This is a genomic window from Haloferax sp. Atlit-10N, from assembly GCF_003586325.1.
Taxonomy (GTDB): Archaea; Halobacteriota; Halobacteria; order Halobacteriales; family Haloferacaceae; genus Haloferax; species Haloferax prahovense.
Genome location: NZ_PSYX01000002.1, coordinates 604,093 through 629,015, shown reverse-complemented (window position 1 = coordinate 629,015; position 24,923 = coordinate 604,093). Strand labels below are relative to the sequence as shown.

General features: G+C 63.4%; 25 protein-coding genes. 10 read left to right on the top strand and 15 right to left on the bottom strand.

The window, feature by feature from the left end:
• Nucleotides 1–82 precede the first annotated feature (82 nt).
• Together C5B91_RS10165 and C5B91_RS10160 are read left to right on the top strand one after the other, a co-directional pair.
• Nucleotides 83–1,741, top strand: a complete 1,659-nt coding sequence (locus tag C5B91_RS10165) for a DUF255 domain-containing protein (RefSeq protein WP_115819569.1) — start codon at nucleotides 83–85, stop codon at nucleotides 1,739–1,741.
• Between the two features lie 74 nt (nucleotides 1,742–1,815).
• Nucleotides 1,816–2,619 (top strand): TrmB family transcriptional regulator, encoded by an 804-nt coding sequence (locus C5B91_RS10160; protein WP_004975406.1) that lies wholly within the window; start codon nucleotides 1,816–1,818, stop codon nucleotides 2,617–2,619.
• Between the two features lie 44 nt (nucleotides 2,620–2,663).
• Here the strand turns inward: C5B91_RS10160 and mptA are convergent, their stop codons facing one another.
• The 6 genes from mptA to C5B91_RS10130 form a co-directional block, all read right to left on the bottom strand.
• Nucleotides 2,664–3,590: a GTP cyclohydrolase MptA gene (mptA, locus tag C5B91_RS10155; RefSeq protein WP_008095685.1), complete on the bottom strand. Its 927-nt coding sequence runs from the start codon at nucleotides 3,588–3,590 to the stop codon at nucleotides 2,664–2,666.
• A gap of 81 nt (nucleotides 3,591–3,671) precedes the next feature.
• On the bottom strand, nucleotides 3,672–4,067 hold the full coding sequence (locus C5B91_RS10150) for a hypothetical protein (protein ID WP_004975410.1): 396 nt from the start codon (nucleotides 4,065–4,067) through the stop codon (nucleotides 3,672–3,674).
• 153 nt (nucleotides 4,068–4,220) lie between these two features.
• Complete coding sequence (locus C5B91_RS10145) at nucleotides 4,221–4,460, bottom strand: hypothetical protein (RefSeq protein ID WP_013035539.1); 240 nt, start codon at nucleotides 4,458–4,460, stop codon at nucleotides 4,221–4,223.
• A gap of 199 nt (nucleotides 4,461–4,659) precedes the next feature.
• Entirely contained in the window at nucleotides 4,660–5,901 is a 1,242-nt protein-coding gene (locus C5B91_RS10140; protein WP_008095689.1) for an NAD(P)/FAD-dependent oxidoreductase, read from the bottom strand.
• Between the two features lie 107 nt (nucleotides 5,902–6,008).
• The gene (locus tag C5B91_RS10135) at nucleotides 6,009–6,395 is read right to left on the bottom strand and encodes a hypothetical protein (RefSeq protein ID WP_115819570.1); all 387 of its coding nucleotides are present in this window, start codon (nucleotides 6,393–6,395) and stop codon (nucleotides 6,009–6,011) included.
• A gap of 88 nt (nucleotides 6,396–6,483) precedes the next feature.
• Nucleotides 6,484–7,392: a winged helix-turn-helix domain-containing protein gene (locus C5B91_RS10130; protein ID WP_049967631.1), complete on the bottom strand. Its 909-nt coding sequence runs from the start codon at nucleotides 7,390–7,392 to the stop codon at nucleotides 6,484–6,486.
• Between the two features lie 137 nt (nucleotides 7,393–7,529).
• Between C5B91_RS10130 and C5B91_RS10125 the strand changes: the two genes are divergently transcribed.
• A complete protein-coding gene (locus tag C5B91_RS10125; protein WP_181950680.1) occupies nucleotides 7,530–8,171 on the top strand; it encodes a DUF6149 family protein in 642 nt (213 codons plus the stop codon).
• A gap of 27 nt (nucleotides 8,172–8,198) precedes the next feature.
• On the opposite strand, the gene C5B91_RS10120 is transcribed toward C5B91_RS10125, so the two are convergent.
• From C5B91_RS10120 to C5B91_RS10110, 3 genes are all read right to left on the bottom strand, one after another.
• Nucleotides 8,199–9,683, bottom strand: a complete 1,485-nt coding sequence (locus tag C5B91_RS10120; protein ID WP_115819571.1) for an MATE family efflux transporter — start codon at nucleotides 9,681–9,683, stop codon at nucleotides 8,199–8,201.
• Nucleotides 9,680–10,339: a TetR/AcrR family transcriptional regulator gene (locus C5B91_RS10115; RefSeq protein WP_049967628.1), complete on the bottom strand. Its 660-nt coding sequence runs from the start codon at nucleotides 10,337–10,339 to the stop codon at nucleotides 9,680–9,682. Before C5B91_RS10115 ends, C5B91_RS10120 begins: the two co-directional genes overlap by 4 nt.
• Nucleotides 10,340–10,497: 158 nt before the next feature.
• Complete coding sequence (locus C5B91_RS10110; RefSeq protein ID WP_115819572.1) at nucleotides 10,498–11,811, bottom strand: NAD(P)/FAD-dependent oxidoreductase; 1,314 nt, start codon at nucleotides 11,809–11,811, stop codon at nucleotides 10,498–10,500.
• A 96-nt stretch (nucleotides 11,812–11,907) separates the two neighbouring features.
• On the opposite strand from C5B91_RS10110, the gene C5B91_RS10105 reads away from it, so the two are divergent.
• The 3 genes from C5B91_RS10105 to C5B91_RS10095 all read left to right on the top strand — a co-directional run bounded on the left by C5B91_RS10105 (nucleotide 11,908) and on the right by C5B91_RS10095 (nucleotide 15,258).
• Nucleotides 11,908–13,686: a histidine kinase N-terminal 7TM domain-containing protein gene (locus tag C5B91_RS10105; RefSeq protein ID WP_049967627.1), complete on the top strand. Its 1,779-nt coding sequence runs from the start codon at nucleotides 11,908–11,910 to the stop codon at nucleotides 13,684–13,686.
• Between the two features lie 66 nt (nucleotides 13,687–13,752).
• Nucleotides 13,753–14,634 (top strand): homoserine kinase, encoded by an 882-nt coding sequence (locus C5B91_RS10100; protein ID WP_008095700.1) that lies wholly within the window; start codon nucleotides 13,753–13,755, stop codon nucleotides 14,632–14,634.
• Nucleotides 14,635–14,766: 132 nt separating this feature from the next.
• The gene (locus C5B91_RS10095; RefSeq protein WP_008095701.1) at nucleotides 14,767–15,258 is read left to right on the top strand and encodes a universal stress protein; all 492 of its coding nucleotides are present in this window, start codon (nucleotides 14,767–14,769) and stop codon (nucleotides 15,256–15,258) included.
• A gap of 76 nt (nucleotides 15,259–15,334) precedes the next feature.
• Here the strand turns inward: C5B91_RS10095 and pdxS are convergent, their stop codons facing one another.
• Entirely contained in the window at nucleotides 15,335–16,243 is a 909-nt protein-coding gene (gene pdxS, locus C5B91_RS10090) for a pyridoxal 5'-phosphate synthase lyase subunit PdxS (protein ID WP_008095702.1), read from the bottom strand.
• A gap of 149 nt (nucleotides 16,244–16,392) precedes the next feature.
• On the opposite strand from pdxS, the gene C5B91_RS10085 reads away from it, so the two are divergent.
• Nucleotides 16,393–17,112 carry a DUF1405 domain-containing protein gene (locus tag C5B91_RS10085; RefSeq protein ID WP_008095703.1) on the top strand — a complete coding sequence of 240 codons (720 nt, stop codon included), beginning with the start codon at nucleotides 16,393–16,395 and terminating at the stop codon, nucleotides 17,110–17,112.
• Between the two features lie 69 nt (nucleotides 17,113–17,181).
• Nucleotides 17,182–18,237, top strand: a complete 1,056-nt coding sequence (locus C5B91_RS10080) for a hypothetical protein (protein WP_115819573.1) — start codon at nucleotides 17,182–17,184, stop codon at nucleotides 18,235–18,237.
• Nucleotides 18,238–18,290: 53 nt separating this feature from the next.
• Here C5B91_RS10080 and C5B91_RS10075 read toward each other — a convergent pair whose 3' ends face one another.
• Together C5B91_RS10075 and C5B91_RS10070 are read right to left on the bottom strand one after the other, a co-directional pair.
• The gene (locus C5B91_RS10075; RefSeq protein WP_147298781.1) at nucleotides 18,291–18,539 is read right to left on the bottom strand and encodes a DUF4242 domain-containing protein; all 249 of its coding nucleotides are present in this window, start codon (nucleotides 18,537–18,539) and stop codon (nucleotides 18,291–18,293) included.
• Between the two features lie 220 nt (nucleotides 18,540–18,759).
• Entirely contained in the window at nucleotides 18,760–19,686 is a 927-nt protein-coding gene (locus C5B91_RS10070) for a DUF6293 family protein (protein WP_004975440.1), read from the bottom strand.
• Between the two features lie 226 nt (nucleotides 19,687–19,912).
• Between C5B91_RS10070 and C5B91_RS10065 the strand changes: the two genes are divergently transcribed.
• Complete coding sequence (locus tag C5B91_RS10065) at nucleotides 19,913–20,458, top strand: PH domain-containing protein (RefSeq protein WP_115819574.1); 546 nt, start codon at nucleotides 19,913–19,915, stop codon at nucleotides 20,456–20,458.
• 365 nt (nucleotides 20,459–20,823) lie between these two features.
• A complete protein-coding gene (locus C5B91_RS10060; protein WP_147298782.1) occupies nucleotides 20,824–21,417 on the top strand; it encodes a hypothetical protein in 594 nt (197 codons plus the stop codon).
• Nucleotides 21,418–21,433: 16 nt separating this feature from the next.
• On the opposite strand, the gene C5B91_RS10055 is transcribed toward C5B91_RS10060, so the two are convergent.
• The 3 genes from C5B91_RS10055 to C5B91_RS10050 all read right to left on the bottom strand — a co-directional run bounded on the left by C5B91_RS10055 (nucleotide 21,434) and on the right by C5B91_RS10050 (nucleotide 24,883).
• Complete coding sequence (locus C5B91_RS10055; RefSeq protein WP_115819576.1) at nucleotides 21,434–21,913, bottom strand: hypothetical protein; 480 nt, start codon at nucleotides 21,911–21,913, stop codon at nucleotides 21,434–21,436.
• Nucleotides 21,914–23,061: 1,148 nt separating this feature from the next.
• A complete protein-coding gene (locus tag C5B91_RS21925) occupies nucleotides 23,062–23,730 on the bottom strand; it encodes a hypothetical protein (protein WP_147298783.1) in 669 nt (222 codons plus the stop codon).
• A 142-nt stretch (nucleotides 23,731–23,872) separates the two neighbouring features.
• Nucleotides 23,873–24,883, bottom strand: coding sequence for a site-specific integrase (locus tag C5B91_RS10050; protein WP_115819577.1), 1,011 nt, complete (start codon nucleotides 24,881–24,883; stop codon nucleotides 23,873–23,875).
• Nucleotides 24,884–24,923 lie beyond the last annotated feature (40 nt).

The following is a 24,923-nucleotide window of genomic DNA, read 5'->3' as shown; positions in this document are numbered from 1 at the left end:
GATGCGCGCGACCCGCCGACTGCGACCGGCCGCGCCACGAGGGCTCGAAGCGCTTACCCGCGTCCACCGCGGATGGGTGGACATGACCGACGAGACGCGCGTCGAATGGCGAGAGTGGGGCCCCGACGCGTTCGCCGAGGCGCGAGCGGCGGACAAGCCCGTCCTGCTTTCGCTGTCGGCGACGTGGTGCGAGGACTGTCACGAGATGGACGCCGAGACGTACGCTGAGCCGCGCATCGCCGCGAACCTCAACGACGGCTTCGTCCCGGTTCGGGTGAACGTGGACCGCCAGCCGCGCATCCGCGAGCGGTACAACATGGGCGGCTTCCCCTCGACCGTCTTCCTCGCGCCCGACGGCCACCCCATCACGGGCGCGACGTTCATCGGCCCCGACGGCATGCGGCAGGTCGTCGACCGCGTGCGCGAGGTGTGGGAGAAGAAGGGCGCGGACGCCGGACGGCTCCCGCGGGCGCTCAGGGGCGACCTCCCCCCCGCGGGCGAGGTCTCGCCTCGAATCGAGTCGCACCTCGCCGGCCAGTTGGAAGTCGCCTTCGACGAGGCCCACGGCGGGTGGGGCGACGCCGCGAAGTTCCCGCTCCCGCGGACCGTCGAGTTCGCGCTGAAGCGCGACCGAAGCCGGGCGCTCCGGTCGCTCGACGCGATTCGCGACGGCCTGTTCGACCCCGTCGAAGGCGGCTTCTTCCGCTACGCCGACGACGCCGCGTGGTCGAAGCCGAACCGCGAGAAGACGCTCGAATCGAACGCCGCGCTCCTGCGGGCGTTCGCCAACGGCTACCGCTACACCGGCGAGGACGCCTACCTCGACCCGGCCGCGGGGACCGCCGAGTTCCTCGTCGACTCGCTGTGGACGGGAACCGGCTTCGCGGGGAGCATGGGTCCCGCCGCGGGGACGGACTACTACCTCCTCGGAAAGGAGGGCCGCGACAACGCGCCCGGCCCGCGGACCGACCTCACCGTCTACGCCGGCGGCAACGCCCTCGCCGCGGACGCGCTGTTGGTGCTGGCTGGCCTCACCGACGACGAGCGGGCCCGCGAGTTCGGCTCCCGCGCGCTCGACAGACTCGCCGAGGACCTCGTCGACGACGGCGTCGTGACTCACTTCCGGTCCGGCGGCGACGCGGGCGAGAAGCTCCTGCTCGAAGACCAGGCGCGCGTGGTCGCCGCGGCCTGCCGCGCCCGACAGGTGCTCGGCGACGAGTCGGTCGCGGGCGACCCGCTCCTCGCGTTCGCCGCCGATGCCGCCGACGCCGCCATCGACGAACTGTTCGACGAGGGCTCGTTCCTCGACGGTCCCGCGAGCGGCGAGGCGCTCCTGTCGTCGCCGCTCCGCCCGCTCGACGGGAACGTGGAGATGGCGAACGCGCTGCTCGACCTCGCGGCGCTCACGGGAGACGAGCGCTACCGCGAGGTGGCACAGGAGACCATCGGCGCGTTCGCGGGCGCGTGGGACCGTATCGGCGTACAAATCGCCGCCTACGGGACCGCGGCGGCGCGTCTGCTCCGCGACCCGCTCGTCGTGGAACTCAACGACGGCGTCGGTTCCGACCTCCACCGGGCGGCGCTCCGCGTCGCCGACCACGAGGCGCTCGTGGTTCCCGAGGCCGACGCCGACGGCCTCGCCGACGGGACCGCGCGCGTCAGCGCCGGCGAGACGACGGTGGAGGCAACCACTCCCGAGGAGTTGATGCAGGCGGTGTCCTCAGTCACGCCCGACGCCTGACCGCAACCGACGGCAACCGCGAGCGGGTGTAAACATCCGGTTTGTTTATCAGGGAGAAACGAGACGGACGGTGCATGACCAGTCTGCGAGACCTCGGGTTGTCCGAGTACGAGGCCCGAGCCTACCGCGCGCTTCTGCGGACGGGCGCGACGACGGCCAAGGAGCTATCGCGCGCCAGCGACGTCCCCATGGGCCGCGTCTACGACGTGCTGAACAGTCTCGAACAGTATCACCTCATCCGGAGTCAGGCGGCCAGCCGGCCGAAGAAGTACGTCGCCGTCGAGCCCGACACGGCGCTCGACCGCCTGCTCGAATCGAAGCGTCAGGAGCTGGCCGAGAAGGCCGAGCAGTACGAGAACGTCGTCGCCGAGCTGACCGACGAACTCGACGCCGCGGAGCCCGTCCACGACCAGTTCTGGACGGCCGCGGTCGGCGCGGACGAGACCATCGACCTGCTCGTCGAGCGACTCGCGGCGGCCGACGACTCGCTCGTGATGGTCGCCGGAACGCCCTCGCCGCAGTTCGACCTCGACGCCGTCGGCGACCTCGTCGTCGACGAACTGGAGGCCGCGCTCGACCGCGGCGTGGAGGTCTCGATGCTCATGTCGCCGGACCTCGTCGACAGCCTGCCCGAGAGCGTCGGCCAGAGCTACATGAACCGGCTGTCGAGCGCGCAGAACTTCCACGTGCGAACTGCCGAGAACGTCACGGGCGTGTTCAATCTCATCGACGACGTGGAGGTCTGCATCGAGGTCCCGAACCCCCTCGACCCCGGGCAGGCGTTCGCCATGATAGACCTGAAAGACCCCGAGTTCGCCGCCGACCTCCGAGAGACGTTCGACCCGCGCTGGGAGGAAGCGGCACCGCTCCCGCTGTAGGGATTCGGAGAGAGAAAGCGGTTGTGTCCGGGTGCGGAGACCGTTCAGGCGTCGAGTTCGTCGCGGAGCTGTCCCAGCGTCACCTCGCGCTCGGCGTGCGCGTTGTGCTGGTGAATCGACTCGTCGTTCGACTGTTTCATGTGGACCACCGCGTCGTCGCCGAGGTGGTCGAGTGCGTCGACGGACATCTCGGCCATCGAGCGGACGCAGTCCTCGACGAACTTCGCGTTCGCGTGGGCGTGGTAGGTCATGTGGTCCTCGTCGGGGCGCTTGGCGAGGTTGTAGATGCGCGCCGACATCGAGTCGCGGGCGATGTCGATGAGGTCCATGAGGTCGACCTCGGGCGAGCCCTGCGTCTCGACGGTGAGCGTGGCGTGGCCGCGCTGGGAGTGGCCCGGCTGGGGGACCTTGTCGAGGAACTCCTCGATGGTGTCGTCGTCGACCGAGAGGTCCTGCAACACGTCGCGGGCGCGGGAGGCGGACATGCCCTGCGAGCAGGGACAGACGGTCATGCCGACCACTTCCGCACCGATTTCCTCGCGGGTGCCCTCCTCGGTCGCGGTGGCGCTGGCGATGATCTGTGCGGTGCTCTGGGTGGAGAGTCCGCTGGCGGGGGTGTCCTCGCGGACGACGAGTTCGGCGGTCATGCTGACCTCGGCGGTCGTCGTGTACTCGTGCTTCGCGAGGAGGCGCTCGGCGGCGTCGCCGCACATGTCTTCGACGCGGTAGGCCGGCTCGGAGACGGCGGCTTCGAGGACCTCGTCGATGACCTGCATATTTCGGCTCATGTCGATGCCCTTGCGGCCGCCGGGGAGGTCGACGAAGACCTCGAACTCAGCCATCAAGACGAGGGGTCGCTTCCCGTCGCGGGCGATCTTGACGAGCTTCTCGACGCCTGTGACGCCGACCTGGCTCAGCCCGACGGTCACGTCCGGCTGGGAGGCCTGTACGTCAGGCAACTGGTGACTCATCGAAGAATAAAAAGTGCCGTTGCTGATTAGTGCTTTCGATAGGGGAACAGAATCGCGGGCGAACGCCCCGCTGTGCTCCGACTACGGCCAGTCGTCGCGCCCCTCGTCCTCGAAGGGGTCCGCGGGGGCGTCGTCGTCGCCGGCGAGCACCCACTCGGCGGCCTCGGCGGCGTCCTCGACGGGGAGGTACTCCCAGCCGGTCTCCTCGGCCACCGCGCGGTCCTCGTCGGACGTGCCGACGAAGACGTGCCGGTCGGTGTCGAACTGGCGCATCACGTTTTCGAGGCTCTCTTTGACGCCGCGCGGTCCGGAGAAGAAGTCCTGCCGGATGCGCTCTTTTCGGGTGAAGTTCGTCACGACGTACGTCGGCTTCTCGCTCACCACGCCGATGTACTTCGTCCACGTCCGGGCGTCCGAAAACGCCGCGTTCGGGTCGCCGAGCTGCTTGAGCGCGGAGAGTTCGAACGCGAGCGTCATCGTTCCTTGGCCGCCACCTGTTGCCATACCCGGCGATAGGCGGCGACGCGTGGAAAACGACTTCGGTCCCGGCCGTCCGCGAGCGGGAGGCCGTCGGCTCGGGGGCGACCGGGTCGGGCGGAGAACGCGAGCGACGGGACGGGCGCAGCGAGATTACTGAACGCGGACGTAGTCGGTGAACACCACGATGTCGCCCCGCGAGAGCCGCGAGGTGGTCGTGTCGATGTCGAGCCGGCCGGCGGGACTGGCGCTCGCGAGCGCGTGCTGGGTCCGCTCGCTCAACTCGTCGAAGTGATGGACCCGAGCGCCCGGCGGCACGTCGGTAACGGGTGCGACGGTCGGCGGCGCGGTGACTGCTGGGGAAGACGGCGACTGTCCGTCTTTTGATGACATGTGGTAACACACACCATGGGTGGAGATAAATGTTTGGCCGGCGAGACGACTGGCGGGGCGCGTAACGACGGGCGAAAGAGAGCCAAGAACGAGGGGGCGAACCGCGAACGCAGGCGAGCGCCCGGCGGGCCGAAGCCGCGCCGGGCGGCCGCGCGCAGACGCGGCTGGCCGGGTGAAAACAGCGGGAGCGGGTCCCGAGTTACTGTTCGGCCGCCGCGCCTTCGAGGTCGTCGAGCTGGAAGTCCTGCTTCACGAGGATTTCCTTCTGCCCGCTGACGTCGACCTGCTCGCGCATGAGCTTCTTGTACTTCGTCTGCGGCGAGAGGTCGCCGATGAGGACGCCGCCGACGATTTTGCCGTCCTTGATGGCGAGACGCCGCCACTCGGTGTCGGAGTACTTGGCCTCGACGTGGTCGTCGCCGAGCGTCGGGTGGCCGAACGAGAGGAACGGGAAGTCGAAGTGGGTGATGGAGTACGACGAGACCCAGCGGAACTCCTCGGAGCCGTAGTCGACCATGTTCTTGGCCGCGATGGTGCCCTGCTCTTTGGCGGAGCCCCACGCGCCGTTCTGGGCGCGGTCGCCGAGGATGAGGTCGTGGAACTCGGTGATGTCACCGGCCGCGAAGATGTCATCGTGGTTCGTCCGCATGAACTCGTCCGTGTAGATGCCGTTGTCGTACTCGATGTCGGTGCCACCGAGAATCTCCGTGTTGAAGTTCAGGCCGATGGCGATGCCGACGAAGTCGGCGTCGTAGCGGTCGCCGTTGGGGTCGACGGCGGTCGTGACGCGGTCGTCGTCGTCGACCTCGAAGTGGTCGACGCCGGAGTCGAAGACGGGTTCGACGTTGCGCTCGCGGAGCGCCTCGTGGATGATTTCCGCGCCTTCCTCGGAGAGCGCGTAGCGCCACCACGCCTTGCCGCGCATGAGGTACTTGCCCTCGACCTCTTGGGCGGCGGTGATGGCCGCGAGGTCGATGCCGAGCAGGCCCGCGCCGATGACGACGGAGTTGTCCGCGCCCTCGATGTGCTCTTTGATGTCGCGGGCGTCTTGGAACGTCCAGAAGTGGTGGATACCCTCCGCGTCGGAGTTCTCGACGGGGAGCTGGGTCGGCGTGCCACCGATGGCGAGAAGCAGTTTGTCGTAGTCGTACTCGGTGCCGTCGTGGGCGGTGACGGTGTGGCCCTCGGGGTCGATGTCCGTGACGAGCGTGTTGAGTTCGAGGTCCACGTCGCGGTCGTCGTACCACGACTCGTCGTGGATGGAGATGGGTGCCTCGGGCAGTTTGCCCTTGGCGAATTCCTTGATGAGAATGCGGTTGTACAGCGGTTCGCCCTCGTCCGTGATGATGGTGATGTCGGCGTCGGGTTCCTCTTCGCGGAGTGTCTCAGCCGCTGAGGCCCCGGCGATACCGTCGCCGACGATCACGTACGATTGGCTCATGACCCGACGTTTGTATTCGGGGTTAATGTGGATTGCTATCTCCCTCATGATTGTTTTGCAGCCGGAAATCGGGACGAGATGGGGAGACGGGAGCCGAATCGCGGCTGTTACTGCGTCTCACCGAACCGCTCGGTGAAGCCGCCGTCGGCGGCGGCCGGGCACTCCGAGGGTGCCAACTCCGCGTCGTCGTCGCCGCGAGCGAACGCGGCGCGAACAAAGCCGCGGACGCGGGCGGGAACGCCGCTGGTGGCGGCGATGCGGACGACTCCGCGAACGCCAGCGACGCCGGCGGCGAAACCGAGCGGCCAGCCCAAGAATAGCGCCACGAGACCGAGACCGGGCGCGAGCGGGGCGACGAGCGTCGCGACCGCGGTGGCCGCGACGACGCCGAGGACCGCCGCGACCGCGACGAGCGCCGTCTCTGAGAGCGTTCTGAACCGGATCGGGACTATCTCTCGTACGTCGCCGCGGCCGAAGTGGATATCGTCAAACATGGTCGTTCTCCTCGTTTGGAGAGACGACCGCCGACACCAAAAGGGTAATCTGAATTACATTTCTGTAAGCGGGCTTACCGTAGCGCGCTTATGCAATCTTCTCGACAGCTTCGGCCGCAGAGTCGACGACCGAGAGTTCGTCGTCGAGGTCGACGACGAGCGCCTCGTCTCCGTGTTCGATGCGGACGCGGACGCGCCACGGGTCCTCCGAGACGACGGTGAGTGCCTCGTCGCCGACGACCCACGGGAACCGCCAGAAGGGAGTTCCGCACACGTCCTGTCCCCGCGAGGAAAGGAAGCCGAGGACGGTCGACTCGTCGAGCAGGACCAGCCCGACGGGCGAGACGGCCTCGTAGGCGCACTGGCCGCAGCGGTGGGTCACGACCACGTCGAGGTCGAACGGGTCGGCGTCGCGGGACAGCGAGGTGCTCGTCGTCCCGCCGCACTCGGGGCAGACGCCGTCGGCGGCGAGGCAGTGGAGGTGTCGCACGCGCTGGTCGAACGCCGATAGGAGCGCCTCCGTGGTGCGCCCTTCGAGGCCGCCGGGCGGGAATTCCTCGTGGGCGTGGGTCCGCGCGCAGTCGGCGCAGGAGATTGTGAGTTTCTCGTCGCCGTAGTCGGCTTCGAGCGGGCCGTCGCAGGCGACACAGGAGCCGGGTGCCGAAAAGGCGGGGAGGACGGGGTCCTCGTTGAACGTCCCCGCGAGCACGGCGCGGACGACCTTCTCGCCGGCGTGGCGGAAGTCGTAGCCGTCGTCGGTCTTGCGGACGAACTGGCCGCGGAGCTTTCCGAGGTGGTAATTGAATCGCGCGCTGTCGTCGACGCCGACCCGTCGGCGGAGTTCGGAGAAGGGAACGGGTCGGTCGGGTGACTCCCAGAGCGCTTCGAGGATGGTGAGTCGGGTCTCGTCGGCGACGATGCCGAACGCTTCGGCCGGCGAGATGCAGTCGTCGCACTCGAGGACCGAGTCCTCGCGGACGGATGCGGAGTCGCTCATACCCCTCACATGCGGGCGAACCGCATTAAATCACCTCGTAAAATTTCGTTCGGGAACTCGCGGGTCGCGTCGCCCGCGTGAGTCAGGCGGGGTCGCGTCCGTCTCGCGCGGGACGCCCGCGAAGCGCCCCCGGAGACGTGGTCTTTACCTGTATCCGACCCGAAGCGGACGACGGAATGAAGATTCGCCAGAACATCCGCCACTTCGCGACGAAGAAGGCCCTCACCATGCCGGTCATCGGCGACATCGCCACCGAGAAGATGGTCGACCTCCACGTCCGTATCTTCGGCGAGCGCGCGGACTCCGACCGCAGAGCGGAGCGAGAGGCCCACATGGCGGCGTTCTTCGAGTGCACCTTCGACACCTATCTCGCGGCGCTCGACGCCGGCTTCCCCGAGGCCGAGGCCCGCGAGATAACCCACGTCCAGGCCAACTTCGACTTCTACAACCACGGCTGGACGGAGATGATGGAGATTCCGGTCGACGAAATCGAGGCCCACTACGAACGCTACGAGGAGTTCTTCGAGCGCCACGGCATCGACATCGCGAACCCCCTCGGCGACTTCCGCACCATCGACATCCCGGACGCGCCCGCGACGCTCGGCAAGCTCGACGACCCGAACCACCCCCACGCGGAGGGCGGCTTCGCCGACGACGTGTACGTCGAGGACGACTCGGGCGAAGTCGAGGTCGGCGGGGCCGACGAACCCGAGGACGTGGACGTGTCGGCCGCGCCGGGGATGCAGGACGTCGACGGCACCGACGAGAAGACCGCTTAAGAGACGTCGCGCGGAGTCGGGTCGGTTCTAATCGTCGGACGGCACGCGGGGGCCGACGTCGACGACGCTGTTTTTCCACGTTCCGCGGGTGAACCACGCGAACGCGAGCAGCGCCACCCCGACGTTCGAGAAGGCGATGCCGTACCAGACGCCGGTCGGACCCATAGAGAAGAACTCCACGAGCACGAACGCCGCCGGGATGCGCAGCACCCACAGCGAGATGAGCGAGAACACCATCGCCGTCCGGGTGGACCCGCTCCCGCGGAACCCGCCGTTGACGACGTTGAACGCCCCGAGGAACAGGAACGTCGGGCCGATGATGCGCAGGTAGTCCACGCCGATGGCGATGACCGCCTCCTCGCCGGGGATGAACACCGCAACGATGGGTTCGGCGAACAGGTAGGCGGCGGCGGAGACGAACACCAGCGCGGTGACGATGATGCCGACGCCCCAGAACACCGCGCGTTCGGCGCGCTCGGCCTGGTCAGCGCCGAGGTTCTGGCCGACGACGGTCGAGGTACCCTGCGCGAGGCCGATGGCCGGCAGGAACACGAGGGAGTTGAGGCGGTTGCCGATACCGAACGCGGCGACCGCGGTCTCGGTGCTGGCCCCGCCGGCGTTGACGGCGGCGTAGGCGACGAGCGCCGTGAGGGCAGTCACGCCGAGCGCGCGGGTCGACTGTTCGATGCTCGACGGCGCGCCGATGCGGACGATGCGCTCGACCATCTCGCGCTCCGGAATCAGGTCGCGCGGCGAGAGGCTGATACCGACCCGCCCAGAGAGCAGGAGCCAGAAGCCGACGAGCGCGCCGACGCCGCGTGAGAACACCGTGGCGATGGCCGCACCCTGCACGCCGAAGCCGGTGAATCCGGTCGCGGCGAAAAGCGACTGTCCGAGGCCTTCGAGACCGACGAGGCCGAATATCGGGTTCGCGTTGAACCCGAGGATGAGGAACGGGTCGAGGAAGACGTTGATGACGACGCCGAGGCCCATCAGGTACATCGGCGTCTTGGTGTCGCCCCACCCGCGGAGCAGCGCCTGGAAGATGAAGAAGCCGAACATGAACGCGACGCCGAGGAAGATGGTGCGCGTGTAGTCGACCGCCAACTGGTGGACTTCGGTGCCGGGCGTCGTCCCGATGAGCGGGAGCAGTATCGGCGTCAACAGATAGCCGATGACCGCGAACCCGGCCGAAAGCAGGATGACGAACCCGAGGGTCTGCCCGGCGGCGTGGTCGACCTCGTCGTGGTTACCCGCGCCCTTGTTCTGGGCGACGAGGACCGTCCCGGCGACGGTGAACCCGCCGCCGAACGAGATCATGAGGAAGACGAGCGGCCACGAAAAGGACAGCGCCGAGACGGCCTCGGAGCCGACGCGGCCGACCCAGAAGGTGTCGGCGAGGTTGTACGCCACCTGCATAATCTGCGAGAAGACGAGCGGCAGCGACAGCACCAACATCGGCTTGACGAGGTCGCCGTCGACGAGGTTGACGTCCTTCGCCTTCGCGCTCATTCGTCACCTTCCTCGCGCACGAGGTTCTCGACGACGAACTCGTCGAGCGCGGCGCGGACTTCGGTGGGCGCGTCGAAGGCGGACTGGCTCGCCGTCTCGATTCCCGAGGGGTCGGTCACGGCGACGCGCTGGAGGCGCGCGCCGTCGAGCGCCGCGAAGAGGAGCGACGCGGTTCGGTCCGCGTCGACCTCGCGGAAGTGGCCTTCCTCGACGCCCTCGCGGATGATGTCGGCGAGGCGGCGGCGGATAATCGCCTCGTTGCGGGCGACCTGCTCGCGGTAGGCCTCGACGTAGGGGGCCTGCGTCCGCAGTTCGTTGAGGGCGAGCCCGAAGCGGTCGTAGTCGCCGTCGTCGTCGCCGTCGGGGACCATCTTATCCAGGAGGACCCGGAGGCGGGTCTCGGGGGCGTCGCCCTCGGTCGCGGCGACCCGCTCCTCGAAGCGGTCGAACAGGTAGCCGAGGAACGCGACGAGCAGCTCCTGTTTGGTCCCGTAGTGGTAGTGGAGGAGGGACTTGCTTTTTCCGGCCTCGTCGGCGATTCGTTGCATCGTCAGGTCCGCGTAGCCGTGGGCGCACAGTGCCCGGTAGGTCGCGGCCATCAGTTCTTCGTGGACCTCGTCGGGGACCGACTGGTCCGGCGTTTCGTCTGCACTCACTAACTGACTAGTCAGTCAGCTACTTAAAAAGAAGTTACGAACGAGAAACAAGTTGCCGGTAAGTGTGCGACGGCGCGCCACGAGAGAAATCGGCACGCTGTGGGGCGGCATCCCGCGGGAAGGTCGGAAAATTCCGAGAGCGTCGGCTTACGGTCGCGCTACAGGCGACGGTCGATACGGTCTGCGACCTCGTAGCCGGCGACGATACCGCCGTTGAGCGACCGCTCTGGGTACTGCGCTTCCGACGCCATCCCCGCGTAGTAGACCCCCTCGGCGACCTCCTCGCCGAGGTCGTACGGCACCACGAGGTCGAGGTAGCCCCGCTCGTACACCGGTCCTGCCCGCGGGTTGCGAGCAATGCGGAACTCCTCGACCGCCGACCGGTCGAAGTCGGGGAACATGTCTTCTATCTCGTCGAACCACGCGTCTTCGACCTCCTCGTCGCTCATCTGCCAGAGCGCTTCGTGCGGCCCCTGCACGTAGCTCGCGACGTACAACAGGTGGTCGCCGCCGTAGCGCTCTTTCGGCACGAAGTTCGTGTGCTCGATGAGCGACCCGAACGGCGCGTCGTGGGCGATGTTGAGCCAGTAGGTGTCCATCAGCGACTCCGACATGGTCGCCAGTCCGCAGACCGCCCCTTGGAAGTCGATGTCGCAGGGGAAGCCCGTGAGGTCTTCGAGCACGTTCGGCATCGTCGCCACGACGACCGACTCGACCTCGTGGGTCTCGGTCCCGTCGTCGGTGTCGACGGTCAGCGTCGAGACCGCCTCGCCGTCGGTGTCGAGTTCCGTCACGCGCGCGCCGGTCTCGATGTGCTCGCGGCCGACCGCAGAGACGAGCGCGTCGATGAAGGGCGCGAAGCCGCCGTCGAAGTAGCCGAGTTTCTCCCCGCGCAGCAGGTCGCGCTCGCCGCGGAAGCGGACGCGCCCGAGGAACCACGACGCCGACACGTCGTGTTTGCGCTCGCCGAACTTGCCGTCGAGAAGCGGGTCGACGAAGTTGTCGTAGACGCCGCGGGTCGTGTGCGCGACGACGAACTCCTCGATGGGGGTGTGTTCGTACTCGGCGAGTTCCTCGTAGGCGTCGAAGTCGGGGACGCCTCCGCGAACGTCGACGCCGAGGGTGAGCATGCCGAGACGGAACTTGTCGTAGAGGCTCATGTGGGGGTAGGCGGCGATTTGCCACGCGGTGTCGAGCGGGTGGACGACGCCATCGACGTAGTAGGCGTTCTTGCCGATGCGCCACTCAAGGTCGTCTTCGAGGCCGAGTTCCCCGGCGAGTTCGACGATGGTCTCTTCGGACTTCGAGAGGTGGTGGTAGAACTTCTCGATGTCGTCGCCGTCCGTCTCGTAGGTTGCGGCGAGGCCGCCGAGAGAGTCGGCCGCCTCGAAGACTCGAACGTCGTGACCCCGGTTCTGGAGTCGGTACGCCGCGGCGAGGCCCGCGATGCCGCCGCCGACGATGCCTATCATGCCCCGACGTTCGGCGTCGGGTGGAAAGTCCTTTCTGATTGGCCGGGTCCGCCGCCGACGGTGGGAGTTTTAACCCCTGTCGACAGAAAGCCGGGCATGCACGGCGCTCCGTACTGGCAAGCGACGCCGTACACGATTCCCATCGGAATCGGTGCGGCCCTCTTCGTCGCGCTCGGCGCGTACCTCTTTCGCCGCCGGACGGAGCGTCGCCTCGTCCCCGGCGCGACCCTCGGTGCCCTCCTGCTGTTCGCGTCCGGGCTCTGGATGGGGACGTACGCGCTCGAACTCTCCCTGACCGACTTCTCGACGAAGGTCCTCTTGAACCAACTCGGCTACTTCGGCATCGCGCCGCTCCCGCTCCTGTGGTTCGCGTACGTGATGCGCCACGCGGGCGTGAAACTGGAGTCCCGAGTCGCGTGGGCGGCGCTCGGGTCCGTGCCAGTCGCCGTCGTCGCGCTCGTGCTGACGAACTCGTGGCACGGCCTCATCTGGACCGACCTTTGGCTCGACGCCGACCACGGCTACGTCGTTCTCGTCAACGAACACGGCGTCGCCTTCGCCGGCTTCATCGTCTACGCCTACGCCCTCATCCTGCTCGGGTGCGCCACCCTCGGCCGGACGCTCCTGCGGTCCGACGGCATCTACCGGAAGCAGACGCTCGCCCTCCTCGGCGGCGGACTGGTCCCGACCGTGGGCGGCGTCGTCTACGTCGCCGGCCTGAGCCCCGTTCCAGGTCTCAACATCCCCGTGCTGGCCTTCTCGGTCGCCTCGGGGGCGGTCGCCTGGAGCGTCTTCCGACACCGACTGTTCACGCTCGTCCCCGTCGCGTGGGAGTCGGCCGTCGAGTCGATGCACGACGCCGCGCTCGTCCTCGACGGCGACGGGCGCGTCATCGACGTCAACCCCGCTGGCGAGCAGTTCCTCTCGCTTCCCCTCTCGGACGCCTACGGACGGTCGGTCGTGCGCGTCCTCCCCGCGGAAATCGTCGACGCGCTCGACGGCGTTCCGCAGTCCGACGCGGAGACGGAGACGACGGTCCCGACGGACGACGGCGAGCGCGCCCTCCTCGTAGAGACGACGCCGCTGGGCGACGAGGCGAACATGACGGGGACGCTCGTCCTCCTCCGCGACGTGACAGAACGGGTCGAACGCGAGCGACGGCTCGAACGCCAAAACGAGCGGCTCGACGAGTTCGCGTCGGTCGTCTCTCACGACCTGCGGAATCCGCTCACCGTCGCCCGCGGCTACCTCGAACTCGCAGCCGAGACCGGCGACGAGGAGTACTTCGAGCGAATCGAGGACGCCCACGACCGGATGGAGAACATCATCGAGGACCTGCTCACGCTGGCCCGCGAGGGCGAGACGCTCACCGACGTGACGCCGGTCGCGCTGCGAACGGTCGCACAGGAGGCGTGGGACGGCACGGTCGTCGGCGACGCGGCCCTCGACGTTCGGGCCGACCGGACTATCGCCGCCGACCGAGGACGACTCCGCCAGCTGTTCGAGAACCTGTTTCGGAACGCCGTGGAACACGGTTCCACGGGCAACCAGACTACGTCTGGTGATGCTGTCGAGCACGGGAGCGAAGACGACGACGCGCTCACCGTCGCCGTCGGCGCACTCGACGGCGGCTTCTACGTCGAAGACGACGGGCCGGGCATTCCGGAGTCCGAGCGAGCGGACGTGTTCGAGCGGGGGTACACGACCCACGAGAACGGGACCGGCTTCGGCCTGCCCATCGTCAAGACGATTGCGGACGCCCACGGTTGGTCCGTCAGCCTCGGCGAGTCGGACGCCGGCGGGGCGCGGTTCGAGTTCACCGGCGTCGAGACCGACCCCGAGCCCGCGAACGCGGAGCAGTCGACGAGCGATTGAGCGCGCGACGAGGGGTCGGTTGCGACGTTCGCCACATTTTTATCTGCGATAAGGCAACAGCGGGGCATGGTTACGGTCCGCGCACCCGCCACGAGCGCCAACCTCGGAAGTGGGTTCGATGTCTTCGGCGTGGCTCTCGACCGCCCCGCCGACATCGTTCACGTCGAACGGGCGGACCGGACGACAATCGAAGTGACCGGCGTCGGCAGTCAGTACATCCCGACCGACCCCGACCGGAACGTCGTCGGCGCGGTCGCGGAGGCGCTCGACGCCCCCGCGCACATCCGCATCGACAAGGGCGTCCGCCCGTCGTCCGGACTCGGCTCGTCGGCGGCGAGCTCGGCCGCCGCCGCCGTCGCGCTGAACGAGCTGTACGACCGCGGGCTCTCCCGCGAGGAGCTCGTCCCCGTCGCCGCCGAGGGCGAGGCCGTCGTCTCCGGCGAGGCCCACGCCGACAACGTCGCGCCCGCGCTCCTCGGCGGCTTCACCGTCGCGACCGACGAGGGCGTCACGACCGTCGACGCCGACATCCCGCTCGTCGCCTGCCTCCCCGAAATCGCCGTCTCGACCCGCGACGCCCGACGAGTCGTCCCGAGCGACGCTAGCATCGAGGACATGGTCCACACGGTCGGCCGGGCGGCGACCCTCGCGGTCGGGATGTGCCGCCGCGACCCCGACCTCGTCGGCGCGGGGATGGACGACCGCGTCGTCACGCCCGCGCGAGCAGAACTCATCAACGGCTACCACGGGGTCCGCGAGGCCGCCCTCGACGCGGGCGCGTCCGGCGTCACCGTCTCCGGTGCCGGTCCCTCGGTCCTCGGCGTCTGCCAAGCGGCCGACCGCACCCGCGTCGCCGGCGCGATGCTCGAAGCGTTCGACGAGGCAGACGTGGACGCCCGCGCCTACAAGACGCGGGTCGGTCGCGGGGCAGAAGTATTCGAACTCTGAGTGGTACAGAGAGAACCACTCGCACGCACGATTCTCGTCTCTTCCCGCGTCTGAGCTACTGCAACGCGTTGACGCGGTCGTTGGTAACACGATTCCGAGAAGACTTTTCTCACTATCACGATATATTCGACCATGGAACGAGCACTCGTCGTCGTCTCCCCCGAAGAACGGTCGCACCGAATCCTCCGCGAGGCCGGCGAACTGGCCGCCGGCAGCGGTGCGGAACTCGTCGTCCTCACGGTTCTCCCGGACGAGGAGTTCGAACGGACCCGCTCGGCGCTCGCCAGCGTCGGCTCCTCGGACGTCGTCTACGGCATCGACCAGGCCATCGAGTCGGCCACCCGTCGCGCCAAGCGCGTCGCCCGCGAGGCGTTCGAGGGACTGGACCTCGATTATCGCATCGTCGCCGACATCGGCCCCGAGGCCGACACCATCCTCGAAACGGCCCGCTGGGAGGGCTGCGACCACCTCTTCATCTCCGGTCGCCGCCGCTCGCCCGCCGGCAAGCTCATCTCCCGGGACCTGACGCAGTCGGTCATGCTCAACTTCGACGGCCCGGTCACCGTCCTCCTCGGCGAGGAGTCGTCGGACGACGCCAAGGGGAAGTCGGGACTCCTCGCCTGAAGCGGGCGGCGCGCCGAGTCGGAAGAAAAATCGAATCGAAAACCAAGACGGCCGGTCGTCGGCGGGTGTCGCCGCGTTAGACGCCGCGGCCCTGCAGCTTGTCCTCGTCGGCCATGCCGACGTTCGCCTCGCCTTTCATGCCCTTGCCGATGCCCGACGCGATGTCGGCGAGTGTGTCGGGGTCGTCCCAGTTGTTGACGGCCTCGACGATGGCCTCACCCATCTGTTCCGGGTCCTCCGCGCCGAAGATGCCGGAGCCCACGAAGATGCCGTCGCACTCGTGGTACATCATGAGCGCGGCGTCGGCGGGCGTGGCGATGCCGCCGGCCGCGAAGTTGACGACCGGCAGGCGACCCATCTCGGCCGTCTCGTGGACGAGTTCGGCGGGCGCTTCGTGCTCGCGGGCCCACTTCTCGCGCTCGTCGAAGTTGAGACCGGTCAGCGTCCGAATCTGGTGTTTGATGGTGCGCTGGTGCGTGACGGCCTGGTTCACGTCGCCCGTGCCGGCCTCGCCCTTGGTTCGAATCATCGCCGCGCCCTCGTTGATGCGGCGGAGCGCCTCGGGGAGGTTGCGCGCGCCGCAGACGAACGGCGAGGTGAACTCGCGCTTGTCGATGTGGTAGTCGTTGTCCGCCGGGGTGAGCACCTCGCTCTCGTCTATCATGTCGACGCCGATGGACTCGAGAATCTGCGCCTCGGTGTAGTGGCCGATGCGGGCCTTGCCCATCACCGGAATGGAGACGGCGTCGATAATCTCCTTGACCGTCTCGGGGTCGGCCATCCGGGAGACCCCGCCGCGCTTGCGGATGTCCGCCGGGACGGCTTCGAGCGCCATAACGGCGACTGCGCCGGCTTCCTCCGCGATTTTCGCTTGCTCTGCGTCGACGACGTCCATGATGACGCCGCCCTTCTGCATCTGGGCGAACCCGCGCTTGACGAGTTCGGTCCCGCGCCGAAGCTCCTCCAGGTCGGTCTCCTCTGGCATATCCGTCGCTTGCGACTGGGTTTACTTAAGCGGTCGCTTCCATCCGTCAACCGTTCGCATTCCGCACAGGATGTGTTTCTGGGCCGCCAACACCGGCCGCAGTCACCGAGACCGGCATCACTTTTGCATCCCCCCGCTTCGGCGTGGGTATGGACGCGGCGACCCGACTGCGCCGACTGCTCGACGACGACGACCTGCCGGCGGGAACCGACCTCCCGCGGTGGCTCGCACCCCTGCCGGAGTGGCTGGAGAACTTCGGCCTCAACATCGCGTGGCTCGTGGTCGTCATCAACCTCGTCGGGACCGCCTTCGGCTTCTGGTACTACGGCTACCAGTTTAGCATCGAACCGACCGCGATGTGGCCGCTCGTCCCCGACAGCCCCGTCGCCACGCTGTTCATCGCGCTGTCGCTCGCGCTCTGGAAACTCGGGCGGTCCAACGAGTACGTCAACGCCCTCGCCTTCTTCGGCTGTCTCAAACTCGGGCTGTGGACGCCGTACGTCCTCCTCGTGTTCAAAAGCGACTTCTCGTACCTCCACTGGGCGATGTACAACTTCCTCTTCTGGAGTCACCTCGCCATGGTCGTCGAGGCCTTCCTCATCCAGCGGTACGCCGAGTTCCCGTCTCTCGCCGTCCTCGTCGCGGTCGGCTGGTACGGCCTCAACGACCTCGTGGACTACTTCGTTCCCATCGTGGGCACGCCCCACCACACGCTCATCCCGGCCGAACCAATCGTCGACGGCGTCGTGCAGCACGTTTCGCCCGCCCACGAGTACGCCGCGGCGGGCGCGGTCCTCCTGACGGTCGCGGCGACGTTCCTCGCGCTCGCGACGCGGGTCGCGAAACTCGAACGGGGCGGCATCGACTGACCGAGAACCGACGGCGCGTCGGCCGACCCGGACGTAGCCTTTTGTCCCGCCGCCCCTAACGGGCGAGCCATGCGCCTCTTCGACCACGTGGCCGACCTGCCGCTGACCGTCGAGTCCGTCTCCCGCGACCGCTTCGAGAGCGACACGTCGAGCGGCTTCCTCCGCAAGACGACGGTGTTCTCGCTCGCCGGCGACGGCGCGGTCGGCCGCGGCGAGGACGTGACCTACGACACGGAGGACCACGACGCCCTCGCCGACGCCCCCGAGGACGCCTTCGACCTCGCCGGAAGCTACGACTCGTTCGCCGACTTCTCCGCGGCGCTCGACGGGGTCGACCTGTTTCCGACGAAGGAGCCCGAGCGCGAGACGGCCGAACACTACCGGCGCTGGGCGCTCGAATCCGCCGGGCTCGACCTCACGCTCCGGCAGGCCGGAACCGACCTCGCGTCCGCCGTCGACCGCGAGCGTACCCCGCTTCGCTTCGTCGTGAGCACCCGCCTCGGCGACCCGCCGTCGGCCGACCGCGTCGAGATGCTCCTCGACCGCGACCCCGACTGTGAGTTCAAACTCGACCCGACAACTGACTGGCACGATGAGCTTGTGTCGTCGCTCGCCGCCCACGACTGCGTTCGCATCCTCGACCTCAAGGGTCAGTACGAGGGGACCGACGTGGACCAAGCGCCCGACCCGGAACTCTACGAGCGCATCCTGTCGGGCTTCCCCGACGCGGTCGTCGAGGACCCAGCGTTCACCGACGAGACGCGCCCGCTGTTCGACGGGCACGAGGGCCGCGTCTCGTGGGACGCGCCGATTACCGGCGTCGCATCCGTCGAGAGCCTGCCGTTCGAGCCGTCGTGGCTGAATATCAAACCCTCGCGGTTCGGCACGGTCGAGTCGCTGTTCGACACCATCGAGTACGCCCACGAACGTGGAATGTCGCTGTACGGCGGCGGCCAGTTCGAACTCGACGTGGGGCGGGACCACATCCAACTGCTCGCGTCGGTGTTCTACCCCGACGGTCCGAACGACGTGGCTCCCGGCGAGTACAACCTTCCCGAGCCGCCGGCGGGACTGCCGACGAGCCCGCTCGAACCGGGCGACGACCCGTCGGGGCTGGAGTTCTAAGAACCGAAACCCGGCCGTTCCAGAGAGACGCGTCGAGGGGTGCGCTGGCCGCGTTACTCGCCTTGCTGTACTTCGAATATCTCGTCGGCGACGAGGCCGTGGGCCTCTTCGTGGACTTTCGCCCCCGCCTCCTTGTTCGGTGCCTCGAAGAGACAGAAGACCGCGCCGTCCTTCTCGTCGACCCAGTAGTGCTTGTAGTTCACCCCGTACTTGCCCTGCGTCTCGATGTCGGCGCGGTGGGCCTCAGCGACGTCTTTCGCACTTCCCTCTACGTTCCGGTGTACGTCCATGTATAGCGGCATGGTTGCTAGTATATAGCACGCCAGCGCTGATAATCGTTCTTCACTATTTACCAGAATGTACTGACACAAGTATCAGACGCCAACTTAGTCGAGTATTCCCCGGTTCGAACCACGCGAAGTGTGATCAGATAATCGTCAGATGCGCGACGCCGTGACGAACGCCGCATCCGTGCGGGCCGGGCTGAATCGGTTCTCTCCCGTAGCCCGCTTCACCGACGGCTCACTCGTCGCTGTCGGCGTGGGCACGGACCCACAACTGGCCGATTCGGGAGAGGCGCGTCCGGTAGGACTTCCCGCGTTCTTCCTGTTCGATGTAGCCCTTGCCGCCGGGGCCGAGGCGGTCGACGTTGTAGATGACCTTCGACCGGAAGGAGTCGGTGTACTCCTCGTTCATCTCGCGGGCGAGCGCCTCCGCGAGTTCGGAGACCGAGCCGAACTCGCCGTGTTCGCCGAGTTTGAACAGGATGACCTCCTCGAACGGCTTGACGTTAGAGAAGGAGGCCACCGGGAGTTCGACGATGTGGCGGCCGTCTATCTGCTTCGCACCGATGGTCGTCCCGCGCTCGTCGAACTCCGACAGCAGGTCGGAGGTGGCGTCGAGGCGCTCGCGGATGCGGTCGGCGTCGATTTCGCCCGATTCGAGGAGGTCCGAAAGGAGCGCGCGCTCGGTCCGTAACTCCTCTGCGAGTTCGGTTTCGAGGTACTTCTCGGGGGCCGTGTAGTAGGTGTGGATGCGCTCGCGGTCGGCCTGTCGCTCGACCATGATGGAGTGGGCCGCGGTGGCGAACGCGAAGGAGACCGGCCGAGGCATCGCGCTCACGTTGACCCAGACCTCGCCGGGTTCGTCGTCGTCGCCGCGGAGTTCGTCGTCGGCGTCGAGTTCGGCGTTGATGAGGTCGTACGCCTGCTCGAACGCCGCGTCGTAGTCGTACACGTCGTCGACGATGACGCGCTCGGTCTCCGCGCCGAGGAGGTTCTCGAAGTCCTTGCCGAGTTTGCCCGAGAGGTTCCGCGAGTACTCGACGTTCGCCTCGCTCCCGACGGCCCCCTCGAGGAGGATGACGCGGTCCACGTCCAACTGATCGCGGATGAGCGGCGCGATGAGTCGGTCGTAGTCGAACCCGACGGGAACGATGTGCGTCTGCATACGTGGTACGTGGGTACGGTGCTTATAAAAAGCACCAGTTCCCTTACCGTTGAACCACACATCGAGGATGTGCGTCCCCCAGCCGTCTCGGATTTCGTGAGAAACGACGGGGGAGTATCACATAGTAGTTGCGTTCGAATGAGTCAATTCATTGAGGTGTGGGATAGGTTGCGAGAATGGCGTCAGTCCGGTAGTTTCATACTCTTGATTAGAAAGATGAACCTGAATGTCTGGAAACCTTAGTGAATATCTTGTTGACGGCGAGGAAATTATTATAGAATGGACCGGGGGAATTAAACCAGATGGTGAACTTGAAGGTCAAGACAAAATTAAGGCCGCTAAAAAGTCAAGTGGAGTGAGTTTTGCGGCCACAAATCAACGGATAATCTATCTTGACAGAGAAGGTGGATTCAAAGATATTGATTATCAGCACATTAGTTCCGTAGAATCTAAACCAAAAACCCGGAACGACCCGAACAAACAACAACTGTTAGGAATGGCTGGCGTAGGCCTCGCCTCATTTAGTATTGGTGGCTTTCTGTTCAACCCGGTATTCGGAATTTCTCTGTTGATTTTGGGTGTATGTGTTACGCTATACGCAATGAAACTCGCAGGTGGCTTCGTAGAGACGTTCAATTTGGATAAAAAGGTGGTTGGACAGAGTATAACGCTCATCACCGGCGACGAAGCCCACCCGCGCGTCAACATTACCACAGACAATGAAGTGGGGCCTGAACTGTCAAAGGTAGTCCGTGAAACTAAAGCAGATTAATGAAGATTGACCCGAGAAACGAAATCCATTGAGGCATTGCCTTATTCCACTAAGTGGTTGAAATATTCTCCAATTTAATGAAACACGTATTTAACAACCCCTTCTGCGAAATTATTTGCGTGAACTCTCCTATGATATAGTTGGTGTGCCGAGGGCCATAGGCCAATTATGAAACCGAGGACGCTGGCGAAAAGGGGGATGGTACAGCAGAAAGAGGTGTTGGGGGGAATGTGTTTTTAATCCAAGAGGTCGTGGCAACAGACATACGAAAGATGGACGGTCAACAATATCGACACATTCTGTACTATTCACCGTCGCATATCGAGCAACTATTTGTCGACAGGATTGGCGAAGAGACAGAGGTCGTGGAGGAAACAGAGACACGGTTTTCCCAAAGACTGGTGGCTGGCCTGAACGTGTTTCTGAACGGAAGCGTCGAAGGGAAGCACCAGACACGAAAAAACGTCATGAAGTCAGTCAACCAAAGCGAGGAACACATACAGACCAAGAAGGTCGTCAATGACCTACTTCAAGACGAAAGCATCCCGCGAATCAAGGGTTTAGATTTGGATGACGTCTCTCCTCTGTACCGGTTTTCTTGTGAGTGCCAAATCTTACCGAGCGAAGAAGACGAGTTTAGCGATTCAAAGTTAGTTGAGGTAGTTGGGAAAGAGGGGGACATCAAATTCAGAGGTGTCACATCTTTGGAAAATTGGAGTTCACTGAGTGATACGCTCTTTGCGGTCAACAACGACATTCCGTATCCACTGGACGGAATTATCCAACTTCGTGACGTCAACGACCAGATGTTACGCGAAGTATCGGATGGATGGGAACTCGAACAAGCAGACTGTGACGTCAATTTCGTATTCATATGCCAGTCAAACCAAGATGAGGTCCAGAAATGGTGGAACAGGAGAGACTTGTTGGGTGAGTACTATGAACAGAAATCAGACTGAGAACTGCATTTAGCACCTACAAAGATACAGGACCGGGGATTTTGACTTCGTCAAGCCCGTCGTCGATGTCGACGTGAGGATAGAGTTGTTCGACCGCGTGATTGAACCAGACCCTCACATCAGACTGCATATACGCTTCTGCGAAGGTGTTGTTTCGGTCGAAGGTTTCATCTCCTGATTGGTTCACAGCGGCCTGCAGATTGATTATGTGACCATAGAAAGCCACGATTGCCTCTACTTCATCATCAGAGAGTATCGTGAGGTCGTCAGCATTGTTCTCGTAGATGGTCTTTCGTAAGAACTGACCTTCTGGACCGAATGTTCCAGCGAGATATGGCCGAACAGTCATCATCTCGGCCCATATCGCTCGACGAAGATTGTCACGTTTCTTTCGCTTATTCCAACTCTCCCATAGGATGTTAGCAGTAGCACCAAGAACCGCCCCAGTGAGCGTGGCGGTGGCGAGAACCAGTGTGCTTCCCTGAATTGTAATCATTGGTTGACAGACAGTTCACGAGTATGAAAAGAGTTGGTGGTCATCAATGGCCAGGTTATGACGTCCCCAAACTACTGAACGAAACGCGATTTCTGTTCCGGGGACGGCTTGGCTACCGAGGTCCGCGATAATGCCGTCCACTTAGCGGAGTACTCCAGTCAACACTACAAAACGATTTTGTTGATAGTGGACTTTTTGGCGATATAATTGTGTGATTATAAAACACGGCTCCAAGAAAAATCGAGCCGTTATCGACGTTTCTGTCTACTCTGGAGATGAGGATTGTGACGTCCACCATAGTATACTACTACTACTACTACTACTGTATACTACTCTACTACTACTACTGTATACTACTCTATTACTACTGTATACTACTACTACTACTCTATTCTACTACTCTACTATTCTATTCTAAACCTGCTGAGTAAGCCCCTCTTCGGATTAAGAATCCCTGAAGTGCTTCTGCTGTGGGCCCATACTTCGATTTACCCCATGCAGGCCGTGAGAAATCGACGAATAGAGACCAACTGATTTTCTCGGTCACAAGTCTCTGTTTAGAATCTAACCAGAGGCCCATATTTATCCGCTGTCGCGTTTTTAATCCCTGTATGTGGTTTGGGACGTTTTGGTTAAATAAATCGGATGTGGCGCAACTGAGGCAGTTCAGAAGGAGCGGGTGTTTTTGATATTCCAGACTAACCAGAATTTGACAATCTCGCTATTTTCTCCTGATGGCTCATAACTTTTCAATATTGGCCAACCATGGTGAAGGTGCAATCTCGGACGCAACTCTGTCTCTGAAAATAGCGATTCACTGGAATACCCAAATTCAGGTTGATGGATGGTTGACGAATATTATCGGACAACAGTTAGTACACGAAGTCGGTCTTCAATCGTAACTTATGGTAACTCCGTCTCAATGCTTGCACAAATTTCTCTGGATTTTGAGGCAGAGTCCAGAGCCTCTCCGGATTATGAATTGGGTCTGTCAAAAGTCCATTTAGATGACAAAAGTGGCGTGCTGAATATTGGGGGTTGCATTTAGCAGTCTGAACAGCATTACTTCTCCCTAAGGTCAGTTGTACTATCTCAACATCGCACAGACCGGAGTCTGTATGTGAATCATTTCCGCGTGAAACCAGATATCAGGTAAAGCAAGCAGTTGAAACATCAGAGTACTCATCCCCAACCATGTCCACATATGCTTCCCATATCTCGGTTCCGGACGATATATCGTCACTCTCACTAACTATATTGTCAATGAAGTATTGCTCCTCAGTATCATTCAATATCCGTTCTATGTGGCGTGTGAAAATCTTCTCTGCCTCAATATCATCTGAGTAATCAACTTCGTGGAGGCAGTCCGAATTCGGACAGGACCATTTGCTCGTTCGACGGAGGTTGCGTTTATTTTTACCAGTCATCTCAGTTTGGCATTTTGGACAACGGGGTGTTCTATCGATGTCTACTGTGAATCCCCCGTTAGAGACAGTTGCCTCACAACGCCATGCAACGCCCTTTTTTTTGATACACCCGGTTATATCAGAAATGTTTGTAGTCCAATTTTTTGAACCACCGTCATCTCCTGACGTGAATCTACCAATCAAAAAGCCAACGGATAGCAGTCCCACCAGATAGAAAACCTCAGTAAGCAGCCCAAGTGGTAGAAGTTCTATAACATCTTGAATAGCGTTTGGCAGGGTCGCAAATACCGATACAAAAATCGGGGGATAAAACTTTGCAGCTGCTGGAATTCCAGCCAACAGTACCATTACCCATGTAGCAATATTCTTTCTGCCAAACCACGAACCCATTGTAGCAGCCAATTATTCCAGTTGTTATGTATCTGATGGTGAACGACAAGTGGTTCGTACCTTCCTGCATTCGTGTGCTGTATTCAGCATGGTAAAAAACAGTCCTCGGTTGATGGTTTCAACACAGCGTACTCTTCGCTGATTACAACCCTTCGAGGTATGCCCTCCGTTGTTCGACTTTCACTTCTTCTGAGCGTCGGTCGTAGTGCGCTTCCAACACGTCGGGACTGACGTTCATACGGTCGCTGACAACCTCCACAGGGACGTCGTTGGTGAGGTGATGAGTGATTGCACCCCGTCGCCATGCGTGCGGGCTACGGGATGATGGACAGACTGACGGCGCTTTCTCGGGGCCACAGAGTGCTTTACACGAATCGGTGCTACGACCGTGGGGGCAGTGTCCCCCGTTGTACTGACAAGGATGGGTCCACCGATAGCACGTCTCCCGAATAGTCGACTTCGAAACTCGCCCAAACTTCGTAGTGAGAAGCGGGCGTCTCCCTGCCTCTTCGGTTTCCTTCTCGCGGTTGAAGTCGATATAGTCATTCAGTACTTGGCACGTGTCGGGACTCAACGCGATGAGGCGTTCTCCCTTCTCCTGATTCTTCAGCGGAGTACCGTCACGGTGCTTTGCACGAATACGTTGATTCCCTCGGTCGTAGTCGTCGACGTCGAGTGCCCTGATTGTCCCTGAACGCGCACCAGTTCGCCACAGAAGCGTCAGAATCGTGTGGTGGAGTGAGGCGTATTGGAACCGGGAAACGTGGTCAAGAACGGCCTGAGACTGTTCGGGGTCGACCAACACATCACGTTCTCTGTCGCCTTGCCCCAAACTCGGGGAGAGAATCTTGTTGTGGAGGTCGGGAGAGACGGCGTCAATGGATTCGCAAAATCGTATGAACGTCCTGAGCGTATCGAGTTGGGCTTTCAGGGAAACAGGATTGAGGTCTTCAGCACGGTACTGCTTGAATTGGAGAAGATTCCGACCGGAGAGTTCGTTGAGGTTCTCGATTCCTTCTGACGCACACCAGTTGGCGAATCGAGTCAGTTTGTAGCGGTACGAGTCGAGCGTCTGTTCTGCTAATTCGGCTTGCCTATCGGTGAGGTACAACTGGACACCTTCGTTCGGAGATAGTGGTTCGAGTTCGGACATTGTGTTCTCCGAAACCCGAGCGCAGCGAGGGGTGGCGCGA